This window comes from Mycobacterium barrassiae (assembly GCF_025822765.1).
In the GTDB taxonomy this organism is placed as follows: Bacteria; Actinomycetota; Actinomycetes; order Mycobacteriales; family Mycobacteriaceae; genus Mycobacterium; species Mycobacterium barrassiae.
This window is the reverse complement of sequence record NZ_JACKUK010000025.1, coordinates 229,224-241,755: the sequence shown is the minus strand read 5'-3', so window position 1 is coordinate 241,755 and position 12,532 is coordinate 229,224. Positions and strand designations below refer to the sequence as shown.

The following is a 12,532-nucleotide window of genomic DNA, read 5'->3' as shown; positions in this document are numbered from 1 at the left end:
CACGCGCGGCTCAGACTACGACGGCGGGAGGCCCGACTGCGTGGAAGACGCCCCCGATTGCGACGGCGACTGCGTCTCGGTGGTCGGCGCGGAGCTCGACGGCGGCTGGCCGTAGGCCGGGAAGCCGGTCGGGGGTGTCGGGGGTCCGCTCTGATGAGCGCCGCCGTATCCGCCGGTCGACGGACCGCTGCTCTGATATCCGCCGTACTGCGATGGATAGCCCTGACGCTGTGGCGGGCCCTGCTGCTGCGGCGGACCGCCGTGCTGGGCGTGTCCGTAATATTGCCCGCCCGGCGCGCCGTACTGGCCGTACTGCTGCTGCTCGTATCGAGGTTGCCGCGGCGCGGGCGGGCTGATGATGCCCGCGTCGAACAGCAGGATCGCCACCGCGACGATGGCCTGGAACATGGTGAACGCGATGATCAGGTAGAGACCCCAGTCGAGGGACACCCCTTGCGGCGCCGTCAGCACGATCGCGATCACGAGCAGAAACGCAAGCACCGAGAGGACGGCGAGCACCGCGGGCAGAGCCTTCTGCTTGGGCAGCAGGGAGACACCCGCGATCAACCCGGCGGCGATCGACGCGACCACCGCGAGGTCGAGCAGTGTCGGCGTGAAGTAGTCCGCGCCGGCCGTGAACAGCGGGCCGAAGCTGGACAGGTACACGCCGAGTCCGAGCACCGCGACCGCGATCGTCAGGTACATCGGCAGCGGGCTGGCGCCCGCAGGTCCGGCGGGTGCGGGTTCGGGCGTCCTTCCGAATTGTTGGGTCGGCGCGGCGAACTGAGTCGTCGGCTGCTGCGCGGGCGGGTATCCGGGGTTTCCGGGCGGACCTTGCGGGTACGACATGACCTCTCCTGTGCTCGACGGCTTCAACCCACGCTAGCGCACCGACGGTTAGAGAGAAGCCAGCAAGGGTTCGGCCGGCGCACCCCCTGCGTCCTTCTCGGATTCCTCGATTTCGCGAACCAACGGCAGCACATGCGAGCCGAAGTACTCGATCTCCTCCTGGAAGTGCAGGAAGCCTCCGAGAATGAGGTCGACTCCGCGTTTGCGATACGCCGCAATGCGTTCCGCGATCTGCTCGGGAGTGCCGATCAATTGGGTGCGGAACCCGTCGTTGTACTGGACCAAGTCCTCGAACGTCGAGTCGGCCCACATTCCGCGCTTGTCCGCGGTCGAGTTGCCTGCCTGCTGCACAGCGGCGTGGAACCCCGCCACCGCCGGACGATTGGCCTTCTCGATGATCTCGCGGAGGACGTCGCGGGCTTCTTTCTCGGTGTCGCGCGCGATGATGAATCCATTGAGGCCGAATCGCACCTCGCGTCCCGCGTCGCGGGCGTGATCGCGGACCTCCACAATTTGTTCGGTGACGCCGTCGAAGTCCTTGCCGTTGGAGAAGTACCAGTCGGCGTAGCGGCCGCCGTTACGCCGCGCGGCCGTTGAATTGCCGCCCTGGAAAATTTCGGGATTCGGCCGATCGGGGGTGGTAACGGGTTTGGGCTTGAGCGTGAAGTCGTGGATGCGGTAGAAGTCGCCGCGGAAATCCACGTCGTCCTCGGTCCAGATCTTGCGCAGCACCTGCAGGAACTCCGCGCTGCGGCGGTACCGCTCGTCGTGTTCGAGCCATGGTTCACCCAGATGCGTGAATTCGTCCTTGAACCAGCCTGATACGACGTTGACGGCGAAGCGGCCGTTGGACAGATGGTCGGCCGTCGCACCGAGTTTCGCGAGCACGGCCGGCTGCCACAGACCCGGATGAACCGCGGCGATCACCTTGAGCCGCTGCGTGGCCAGCAGCAGCGCCAGCGAGAAACTGGTCGATTCGTGCTGGTACTCCGCGCCGTAGCTGGCCTCGTAGCGCACCTGCGACAGCGCGTACTCGAAGCCGTTGTTCTCCGCCGTCTGAGCGAGTTTGGCGTTGTATTCGTAGTTCCAGTCGGTGCGCTGTTCGATATCGCTGGTCACCAGGCCCCCGCTGACGTTGGGCACCCAGTACGCGAACTTGATGTGGTCTGCGATGCGTTCGGTCGTCATGGGAAGCCATCCCATCGCCGGGCGGCCTGTTGGTCATCGTTATGGATCGCGATGAAGGAAACGTCCGCCGTTCTGCGGGCATTCGCCCAGCAACGAGGTGGCCAACATGATCCGGCCCAGCGCCACCCAGGCGGAGCCGAAGTACGTCGGGTACTGCCGCTGCAGCGCCGTCGCCTCATCGAGACGGGTCGCCGCGGCGTCGTCGTCCCCCGCCGCGTCGTCGGCCGCCGCAGCGGCCACCAGTGCCACCGGATGCTGCCAGTCTCCTGCCGGCGTCCCGTCGAGGTTGCGCAGACCGGGGACATCGCCGGGCGCCGCGACGACGGTGCGCATCCCGGCGGCCACTTCGCGGTCGGCGGGATCGCAGGATTCGGCGAACCGGATCGGCACGCGCGCGGCGTCGAGGCCGAAGTGCACGGGTCCGCCCCCCGGCGCCGGCATCGGCACTGCATGGCCGGCCTCATCGACGACTGCCCAGTCCGGCGGCAGCGCTCCCCCGCCGATCAGCTGCCAGCTGAGCACTCGCTGGGATCGGCTGATCTCCCGCCATCGTTGGTCCGCAGACACCTGGAAGAGCTCAAGCTCGGCGCGGGGACTGAAATATCCCGGGTTGACGGAGAACGGCGGTGCGGTCGCCCAGTTGCCTGCGACCACCATCCGGCCCGGCACCACCACCTGCTCACTGGGTGCGGTGCGACCACCGACGGGGATGCTCTCGGCATCCAGGATGTGTCGACCGAGCTGCTTGCCGTCCTCCGCAAGACCGTTATCCTCAAATCGGTTGCCCGCCAATAGAAGTGATCTTGCCACGTCCAGATCTGCATCGGCGGCGCTGTTGGCGTCGGTGACGGCGCCGTCGGCCCAACGCCACGACAGCAACCCGTCGGGTCTGCTCAGGTGCGTCTTGGTCCAGTCCCAGATCTTCCGGAAGCAGGCCTCGTCGCCGACCGCGACGGCGATCAGCATGCCGTAGGCCTGTCCCTCGCTGACGACGTCGCCGCCCTCGTCCCGGCGGACCACCCTGCCGTCGTCCTCGACGTATTCGTCGAGGAATTCCCGACCGGCTTGCACTGCGGCCGCTTCACGCATGCCCTGAATGTCACTGGCGGTGATCCTCGGGTCGACCGCCTGCGCGATTCCCCATCCCGCGCCGACGATCACGATGAGCGCCAGGGCGTACAGGGCACCGATCCGTAGCTTGCTCATCATCGCTGCCTCCCTCGGGTTTTCGCGAACACGACGGACGCGCCGACGATGACGACGGCGCACAGCACGACGGGGATCATCTTGCCGCGCCACGTATCTGCATGCACGTCCTGCGATGGCGTCTTCTCGGGGACGGCACCCGCAGCGGGCATCGTCAGGTTCGGCGGATCCAGCGGCGCGGCGGCACCGGGCACGTCATGCATCCCGTGCAGCAGCGGGCCGTCCTGGCCGTCGTTGAGCACCAGCGTCGTCGGTCCACCGTCGGCCACCTCAACGGGTATCCGCCATTCGTGGCCGTTGGCCGTCACCGTCGCGTCGTAACGGCCCGCGGGCATCGGGGCGTAACCGGTGATCAGTCCGTACTGCGCGTTGTCGGCGAGAACGGTGGGCTCGCCGCCCGGCGGCGTCAACGTGAGTCGGACAGCTCCTGCGACACCGGCCGCGTGCAGCAGCCGCACCCCAGGACCGCCCGGCGCACTGTCGGGAGCGAGTTGTGCTGCCAAATCGGTGGATTCGGCTGCGGAGAACAATGCGAGCGTGTAGACACCACCGGGCGCCACGGTGAACGCCTGGCGCATCTTCGGGGCAGCGCCGCGATCGCCCACCGTCAGCATGACGTAGGCGCCCGCCGGCAACGTCCGATACGTCGCCGGGTCCGGCCCGGCGTGGACCGATCCGTCCGCGCCCCCGTCGATGCGGACGAACTCGATGTGATCGGCCGGGACGGTCCTGCGCACATCGGCGACCCGCACCGCGGCCGTCCCCTCGGCGGGCGCGGCCTGTCCCTCGCCGAGACCGACATCCGTTGCGCGGGCCGGGAATCGGACCCGGAGTTTGTCGCCGTCGATTTTGGCGGACTCGACTGCGAATGGCTCACTCTGCCGTTCGAAGAAGGCGACGAACGTCTGCAGCTGTCCCGGCGCGCCCCTCAGTGTGAACTCCCGTTGCGGCGTTCCTGCGACCCTCTCCGCGTCGATGGCCGAAAACCCATCGAGCACAACGGGTTGTGTGGATGACAGAACCGCGAGCGCGGCGACCACCCGCTGGTCGACGGTGCGTGACTGCAGCGCCGCAACCGCATCGGGGTTGCTTGCCGCGTCGAGACGGGCCGCGACCTGCCCACCGAACGAGGGCAGCGCGGGAGCCCCGGGTTCGGACGAGGATCCGGTGTCAACACGTAACACGTCGACCCGCTTACCGCCGGAACCGAAGGTCGCCACGGGGCGGGCGTGGGACATCGCATCGGTGAGGACGCCTTCATCGGGCATGTTGGCGCGCATCGACGCCGTCGACACCACCCACTCGTAGTCGGCCCAGCCGCGCGGTGCCCAGTTCTGCACCTGCTGGTCGGTGTCGACCTTGTAGGACCAGATGACGTTGCGCCTGTCGCGTCCGTCGTCGACCAGGTCCACCCACAATGCGTCGTCGACGATGAGCCGGTCCGGTTTGGGCACATTCTGGGTGATCCATTGCTGCGCTTGGCGCATCGACGCATCGTTGTCGGCGACAAGCACACTGTGATAGCTGGGCAGCCACAGCGACACCACCACGGAAGCGACCAGCGCCGTCGCCGCCACGGCCGCGGTGCGCAGGTACCGGGCGGCACTGGGCCGCGGCGCCTCGGCACGTTGGCGCAATCGAGCCACCCCGGCCTCGCCGATACCCGCGGCCAAAAGCGCGATGAACGGTAGGGCGGCGATCACAAACGGCACCGGTAGGTAGCCCGGTCGGACAACCGTGACGACGAGGATCAGCAGTCCGACTGCGAACGGCCTGATGCGCTCAATGAGCAAGCCGGTCAAGGCGATCGGTGCGGCGAGCCATGGCAGAGCGGGGTCGAGTGCCAGCCACTCGTCGATGGTGTGACGTTTGAGCGACTGGGGATCGCCGAGCGCACCGCTGTCCTCACGCTGCCACAGCTGAAACTTGATGCCTTCCCACAGGCTCACGTGGCCAGGACCCGGCAGGAGCTCGCCTCGCACCACGGCCATCAGTAGATAGGTGCTGACGGCCACACCGAAGACCGCGGCAAAGACGGTCAACGCGTATCGACGGGTGGCGGGGGCAGTCTTGATCCACACCAGCCATGCCAACATCGGCACGAGCAGCATCATCGTCTCTTTGGTCAACACACAGATGCCGAAACATGCTGCGGCGCCGAAGATCGCGGACAACCGGTGCCGCGGAGAGCACACCAGCACCAGCGCGCCCAGCAGCCACGCGATCGCCAGGTTGTCGAGATAGACCGAGCGGCTGAGCGAGATCGCCAACGGCGACACCGCGTAGATGGTCACCGCGGCCGCAACGGCCAGGCGCGACATCCCGATCCGTCGGCCCAGCATCCAGAGCAGCGTCGCCGTGAGCACCGCGACCAGGACCATCAGGTACCGGCCCGCGACCACCGCGCTGCCACCGAATTCGTTGCCGACGACCATGTTCCACGCGGCCAGCTGCAGCCAGCCGGCGGGCGGGTGGTCATACCAGTAGGTGTAGTGGGCGAGCTCACCCCATTCGGAGACCGCAAACGCCTGTGCGACATAGGTTCCCTCGTCGTCGAGGCGGGTCGGCGATCCGGTCAGATTGACCAACCGCGGTATCGCGGTCAGCAGCAACAGGATTGCAACGACCGGGATCGACGGATTCAGCCTTCTCAGTCGGTTCATGCCGCGATCCGTTCCGGTTCTGCGGTGCGGTGGGCGTTGGCGTGTGATGTCTTCTCCCAGCCGCCCTGTCCCCTGCTCTGACGCCACACCGAGCGAACAGCGGCCGCGGCGAGTAGGAGCTGGTAAGGAAACGCGCCCAACACGAGCCGAAGGTGATCCCAGAGCCGGATCCGGATGCCGAACTCCTTGCCGAACTCGCTGAGTGCCGCCGACTCGACGGCCACTGTGACGAGCGTCGGCGCCAACGGCAGGAACGTCAGGAGGGTCATCGGAACCGGAACCTTGAGCACGAACATCGAAGCGATCGCGATCGGTAGCAGTGCACCGGTGGCCGCCTGCAGGAACGGCATCGCCAGCGTGTAGCGCGCCAGCAGGCGCTGACGCCTGCTGGGCAGCCTGCGCCATTCCCCCTTGCGGTACACCTGCATGAAGCCCTGATCCCAGCGGGTGCGCTGTTTGACCAGAGCACGGACGGATCCGGGCGTCTCCTCCCGCGTCACGACCTTGGGGTCGTAGGCCACGGCGACGCGCGCCCCGCGGGTCGACAGTCGCACCCCGATCTCGCAGTCCTCGGCCAGACAATTGCGGTCCCAGCCCCCCACCGCACGCAACAGCTCGGTGCGGACGAACACCGTGTTGCCACCAAGCGGAATGAACCGCTGGTCGGCGTGGAAGTGCAGGCGCGACCGGAACCAGAAGTAGTACTCCAGACAGTTGCGCAGCGACCACCACGTCGACCGCACGTTCATCAGCTGCACGCCGGCCTGGACGACGTCGGCGCGGGACTCCTCGAACCGCGCCTCGACGAGCCGCAGTAGGCGCGGGTGTACCTCGTCCTCCGCGTCGAACACCCCGACGATCTCGCCGCGACAGGCCGGCAGCGCCGTGTTGAGCGCCTTCGGCTTGTTCTTCGGGATGTTGTCGTCGATGACCACCCGCACTGTCCGGCGGTGCCGCGCGGCGGCGGCACGGGCCACCCGCTCAGTGTCGGGGTCGTCATGGCCGATGATGACGATCACCTCGTAGGAGGGATGGTCCAGCCGCGCCAGCGCATCGACGGTGTCGCCGAGCACATCTTCTTCGTGTCTCGCGGGCAACAGCAGTGAGAACGAGCGTGGGCTCCGCGCGGACCGTCGGCGAAACCCTGTCGATGCCAACACGTCTGGACTGCGCCAGGCATGCAGCATCCACCAGAGCGTGGTGGCGGCCACGATGAACAGCGCCGACGACACCGCGATCAGCAGGCCGTAGAGGATGAACTGCGGCCAGGATGCGTCATCCTGGCGCTGCGCCTGCGGCACCGACGACGACGGGGGTTCCGCTGAGACCGCCTGGACGCCGTCGGCCTGGGGTAACGCACCTCCTGAGGCGCCGACACTGCGATCGCCGGGCGCGCGGGGCACGGGTACCTGCTGGAAGCCGGAGGAGCCTTCGTCGGTGGTCGACGAGGGCACCGATGGTGGTGCGCCGGAATGGCTCTCGCCTCCCAGCAGGCGTCCGCCGAAGACGACGAACGCGATGAACATCAATAAAACGGCGCCGAATACGACGCCGCCACGGTTAACGCGGGCCATGAATTTGCCTCAGGATTTGGTTTTTGCACCGGCGACTGCGCCGGGCATTCGTGCTCAACATGCAATCGAATCGAATGGAGCTTTCCTGGACTATGTCGGGCGCCGGACCGATGCCGTTACCCGGCAAAGTAATTCGTCGTGCTTGCCAAAGGCGGATACCCGGCGCTCACGCGGGGTGTCACGGCAGAATGCGAAATGGTTCACACCACCGCAGCGAACGGCCACCAGGGCCTCGTCTGCGGTTGGGGACCCCGGTCTTGCCCTTCAGACTAGAACACGTTCTAATTCAGCTATGGACTACGGGCTCGTACTTTTCACCAGCGACCGGGGCATCGACCCGGCATCCGCTGCCAAGCTGGCCGACGAACATGGCTTCACCACGTTCTACGTGCCCGAACACACGCATATCCCGGTCAAGCGAGAGGCCGCGCACCCCACGACGGGTGACGAATCACTGCCCGATGACCGCTATATGCGCACCCTCGATCCCTGGGTGTCGTTGGGCGCCGCCTGCGCGGTGACCTCGCGGGTGCGGCTGTCCACGGCGGTGGCGCTGCCGGTCGAACACGACCCGATCACCCTGGCGAAGTCGATCGCCACGCTGGATCATCTTTCCGGCGGCCGCGTATCCCTCGGCGTCGGATTCGGTTGGAACACAGACGAATTGGCCGACCATAACGTCCCGCCCGGCCGGCGCCGCACGATGTTGCGCGAATACCTGGAGGCCATGCGCGCGCTGTGGACTCAGGAGGAAGCCTCCTACGACGGCGAGTTCGTCAAGTTCGGGCCCAGCTGGGCCTGGCCGAAGCCGGTCCAGGCGCACATCCCGGTGCTGGTGGGCGCAGCCGGGAACGAGAAGAACTTCAAGTGGATCGCGCGCTCGGCCGACGGCTGGATCACCACACCGCGTGACTTCGACATAGACGCGCCGGTCAAGCTGCTGCAGGACACCTGGGCGGCGGCGGGCCGCGACGGCGCACCGCAGATCGTCGCGCTGGACTTCAAGCCCGACCCCGACAAGCTGGCGCGGTGGGCCGATCTCGGGGTCACCGAGGTGCTGTTCGGCCTGCCCGACAAATCGGCGGACGAGGTCGCGGCCTACGTGGAGCGCCTGGCGGGCAAGCTCGCCGCGCTGGTCTAAACGCTGAGCGAGGCGGTGTTCTTCTTGCCGTCGCAGGTGACGGAGATCGCCGCACCGATCGGGTCACCGTCGCTCATCAACCCCACCAACTCCTCGTCGGTGGTCAGCGCCATGAATCGGCTGCCGTCGGCGTCCAGGCGCCCGATGATGACGCCGGTTCGGACGGGCCAGTCGTAGCGCACCGAGTACGTCTCGATGGTGCCGCGCCCCTCGACGTTACGGGTCACCGCGACCTTGGGGAGCGCAGCGATATCGGCCTGCAGCTCCTTGCTGCGGTCGGGGGCCCAGTCGCGTGGTTCGGTCGAGTACACCCCTACCGAGTACTTGGACATGATTCCGCCGTTGGCGCCGACGAGACCGAATGTGCCTGGCTTGTCCCGCATTTCGGCAACCGTCTCGCCGATACCGTGCAGGGAGTAGCTGTTGCCCGGGCCACCGAAATAGGGCAGGCCGCCGGTCAGCGTCATTCCGCGCGGATCGTTCGGCGCCAAGCCGAACTCGTCGCACACCGCGAAGACGGGGAACGGGAAGCAGCTGTAGAGATCGAATGACGCCACATCGTCGATACCGATGTCTGCCACCCGAAGCGCCTCTGCCACCGCCTGTTTCGCCGAAATGCTCACACTGAGGTCAACGCGGTTCAGGAGATCCTGCTCGGTTTGATCCGCGTGACCGTGCAGATACACCCACTTCTCCTCGGCCACACCGAGCCGGCGCGCGGCCGACACCGACATCAGCAGCACGGCCGCACCCTGGTTCACCTGATCGCGCGCCACCATCAGGCGCGGATACGGATCGCAGATCATCCGGTTCTCGTCGGTGACCGTCATCAACTCGTCGACCGAACGCTCCACCGGTGAAGACGAAAACGGGTTCTTGGCAGCAACTTTGGAGAACGGCGAGAAGAGCTCTGCCATGCTGCGAAGGTAGTCCTCGACGCTGAGGCCCAGCCGCGCGCGGCGCGCATTGTCCAACAGCCCGTACTGGACGGGGGCGCCGGTGAGACCGTGGGTCGCGGTGTATTCGCTCATGTACTGCTCGAAGCCGTAGCCGCGGTCCTCGAGCTGGCCGCCGACGGTCTCACTGTGGTCTGGCTTGTCATCGCGGCGCGCAAAAGTCCGCAGCGTGGAACCGTTCTCGGAACCCAGTACCAACGCGACCTCGACGTCGCCTGCGGCGATCGCCCCGGCGAATTCCGTCACCAGCTTCTGCGGGCCGTTGCCGCCGATGGGTTCCAGCACGGCACGCTTCGGGTCGGCCCCGATCCGGCGCGCCACCGACCGCAAATAGTTGTCGGAGCAGCCGAGCGGCGGCTTGGTGTAGGGCGTGCAGATCTCGAACTGCCGCAGTCCGGCGAACACCTCGATCGCACCCGCAACGGCGGCCGAATCCACGCCGGTGTCGGCTAGCGCGGCCTCCGCCGCCGCCGTCGCCAACTCCACGGACGACATGCCCCGATAGGAGGGGTCGTCGATGCGCTCGGTGAACTGGCCGACACCGACCAACACCGGCGTACGCGGATCGACTGCCATTACAGACCTCCTGACACGTGTTAATTCGTCAGGCTAACGGATTGTTAGAACGTGTTCCTAATTCTGCGGCGCACGTCACGCCCCCGAACGCGAAACTGTCCCCTACCTGGAGGTAGGGGACAGTTTCGATGAGGCCTTAGAGGCTCTGCAGGATCTCCCGCGCCAGGTTGGCGGTCTCCGACGGGGTCTTACCGACCTTGACGCCGGCGGCCTCCAGCGCTTCCTTCTTCGCGGCGGCGGTGCCCGACGAACCCGACACGATCGCACCCGCGTGGCCCATCGTCTTGCCCTCCGGCGCGGTGAAGCCCGCGACGTAGCCGACGACCGGCTTGGAGACGTTGGCCTTGATGTAGTCGGCCGCCCGCTCCTCGGCGTCGCCGCCGATCTCGCCGATCATCACGATGATCTTGGTCTCGGGATCCTTCTCGAACGCCTCGATGGCATCGATGTGGGTGGTGCCGATGACCGGGTCACCGCCGATGCCGATGGCCGTAGAGAAGCCGAAGTCGCGCAACTCGAACATCATCTGGTAGGTCAGCGTGCCCGACTTCGACACCAGGCCGACCGGACCGGAGCCGGTGATGTTGGCCGGCGTGATACCCGCCAGCGCCTCGCCAGGCGTGATGATGCCGGGGCAGTTCGGGCCGATGATGCGGGTCTTCTGGCCCTTCTCGACGTTATAGGCCCACGCATATGCGCTGTCCTGCACCGGAATTCCCTCGGTGATGACCACCAGCAGCGGAATCTCGGCGTCGATGGCCTCGATGATCGCGTCCTTGGCGAACTTCGGCGGCACGAAGACGACCGACACGTCGGCGCCCGTCTCCTTGATGGCCTCGGCGACGGTGCCGAACACCGGCAGCTCGACGTCGTTACCGTCTTTGTCCTTGTGCGACACGGTCGTTCCGGCCTTGCGCGCGTTGACGCCACCGACCAGCTGCGTGCCAGCCTTGAGCATCAGCGCGGTGTGCTTGGTGCCCTCACCGCCGGTGATGCCCTGGACGATGACCTTGGAGTCCTTGTTCAGAAAAATCGACATAGCTTGCGTCCCTTACTTGTTCGCCAGCTCGGCGGCTTTGTCGGCACCGGCGTCCATGGTCTCGGCCTGGATCACCAGCGGGTGGTTGGCCTCGGCCAGGATGCGACGGCCTTCCTCGACGTTGTTGCCGTCGAGTCGGACCACCAGCGGCTTGTTGGCCTCGTCACCGAGGATCTTCAGCGCGTTGACGATGCCGTTGGCGACGGCGTCACACGAGGTGATGCCGCCGAACACGTTCACGAACACGCTCTTGACCTGAGAGTCGTTCAGGATGACGTCCAGGCCTGCGGCCATCACCTCGGCCGAGGCGCCGCCGCCGATGTCGAGGAAGTTGGCCGGCTTCACTCCGCCATGCTTCTCACCGGCGTACGCGGTGACGTCGAGTGTCGACATGACCAGGCCCGCGCCGTTGCCGATGATGCCGACCTCGCCGTCGAGCTTGACGTAGTTGAGGTCGTGCTCCTTGGCCTTGAGCTCCAGCGGATCCGTCGAGTCCTTGTCCTCGAACTCCGCATGGTCGGGATGGCGGAAGTCGGCGTTGGCGTCCAGCGTGACCTTGCCGTCCAGCGCGAGGATCTGATCGTCGGGCGTTCGCACCAACGGGTTGACCTCGACCAGGGTGGCGTCCTCCTTGACGAACACCTCCCACAGCTTGGCGATGGTCACCGCCGCGGAATCGAGCACCTCGGCGGGCAGGTGACCCTTCTCGGCGATCTCGCGGGCGAACGCCACGTCGACACCCTTGGTCGCGTCGACGGGCACCTTGGCGAGCCGGTCCGGCTTGGTGGCGGCGACCTCTTCGATCTCCATGCCGCCCTCGACCGAGCACATCGCGAGGTAAGTGCGGTTCGCGCGATCGAGCAGGAACGAGATGTAGTACTCCTCGGCGATGTCGCTGGCCTCGGAGACGAGCAGCTTCTTGACGATGTGGCCCTTGATGTCGAGACCGAGAATGTTCTGAGCGTGGGTGAAGGCGTCGTCGGCAGTGGCCGCGTACTTCACGCCGCCAGCCTTACCGCGGCCACCGGTCTTGACCTGAGCCTTGACCATGACGGGCTTGCCGATTTCCTCGGCGATCGCCTTGGCGTCCTCGGCGGTCGTCGTGACGCGGCCGGGCGTGGTCGGCACGTTGTGCTTGGCGAACAACTCTTTGGCTTGGTATTCGAAAAGATCCATGGGCTCTGGAACATCCCTTGTCTGTGAAGCGTGTCAGTCGAGCATGAGGTCGAAGGTTTACCCCTGGCGGGCTCGGGGGAACTTTATCCACACGGGGTCGAGACCTCTGAACCGCCCACCTGTCATGTGGTGGATCTCACCGCATGGCCTAGGTGATACACGTC

At 66.5% G+C, this 12,532-nt stretch carries 9 protein-coding genes; 1 reads left to right on the top strand and 8 read right to left on the bottom strand.

Features of this window, described 5'->3' with window-relative positions; genetic code table 11:
* Positions 1-15 precede the first annotated feature (15 nt).
* The 5 genes from H7J93_RS15840 to H7J93_RS15820 are packed head-to-tail and all read right to left on the bottom strand — an operon-like array spanning position 16 to position 7,480.
* Entirely contained in the window at positions 16-849 is an 834-nt protein-coding gene (locus H7J93_RS15840; protein WP_267307254.1) for a DUF5336 domain-containing protein, read from the bottom strand.
* Between the two features lie 48 nt (positions 850-897).
* Positions 898-2,037: a dimethylsulfone monooxygenase SfnG gene (gene sfnG, locus H7J93_RS15835; RefSeq protein ID WP_267307253.1), complete on the bottom strand. Its 1,140-nt coding sequence runs from the start codon at positions 2,035-2,037 to the stop codon at positions 898-900.
* Between the two features lie 39 nt (positions 2,038-2,076).
* Positions 2,077-3,243, bottom strand: coding sequence for a family 8 glycosyl hydrolase (locus H7J93_RS15830; RefSeq protein WP_267307252.1), 1,167 nt, complete (start codon positions 3,241-3,243; stop codon positions 2,077-2,079).
* On the bottom strand, positions 3,243-5,906 hold the full coding sequence (locus H7J93_RS15825) for an ArnT family glycosyltransferase (RefSeq protein ID WP_267307251.1): 2,664 nt from the start codon (positions 5,904-5,906) through the stop codon (positions 3,243-3,245). The genes H7J93_RS15830 and H7J93_RS15825 overlap by 1 nt, the downstream gene beginning before the upstream one ends.
* Complete coding sequence (locus H7J93_RS15820; protein WP_267307250.1) at positions 5,903-7,480, bottom strand: glycosyltransferase; 1,578 nt, start codon at positions 7,478-7,480, stop codon at positions 5,903-5,905. The genes H7J93_RS15825 and H7J93_RS15820 overlap by 4 nt, the downstream gene beginning before the upstream one ends.
* 292 nt (positions 7,481-7,772) lie before the next feature.
* Between H7J93_RS15820 and H7J93_RS15815 the strand changes: the two genes are divergently transcribed.
* The gene (locus H7J93_RS15815) at positions 7,773-8,621 is read left to right on the top strand and encodes an LLM class F420-dependent oxidoreductase (RefSeq protein ID WP_267307249.1); all 849 of its coding nucleotides are present in this window, start codon (positions 7,773-7,775) and stop codon (positions 8,619-8,621) included.
* On the opposite strand, the gene H7J93_RS15810 is transcribed toward H7J93_RS15815, so the two are convergent.
* From H7J93_RS15810 to sucC, 3 genes are all read right to left on the bottom strand, one after another.
* Complete coding sequence (locus H7J93_RS15810; RefSeq protein WP_267307248.1) at positions 8,618-10,153, bottom strand: acetyl-CoA acetyltransferase; 1,536 nt, start codon at positions 10,151-10,153, stop codon at positions 8,618-8,620. The two genes, H7J93_RS15815 and H7J93_RS15810, sit on opposite strands and share 4 nt — an antisense overlap.
* Before the next feature lie 136 nt (positions 10,154-10,289).
* Entirely contained in the window at positions 10,290-11,192 is a 903-nt protein-coding gene (gene sucD, locus H7J93_RS15805; RefSeq protein WP_267307247.1) for a succinate--CoA ligase subunit alpha, read from the bottom strand.
* Between the two features lie 12 nt (positions 11,193-11,204).
* Positions 11,205-12,368 (bottom strand): ADP-forming succinate--CoA ligase subunit beta, encoded by a 1,164-nt coding sequence (gene sucC / locus H7J93_RS15800; protein WP_267307246.1) that lies wholly within the window; start codon positions 12,366-12,368, stop codon positions 11,205-11,207.
* Positions 12,369-12,532 lie beyond the last annotated feature (164 nt).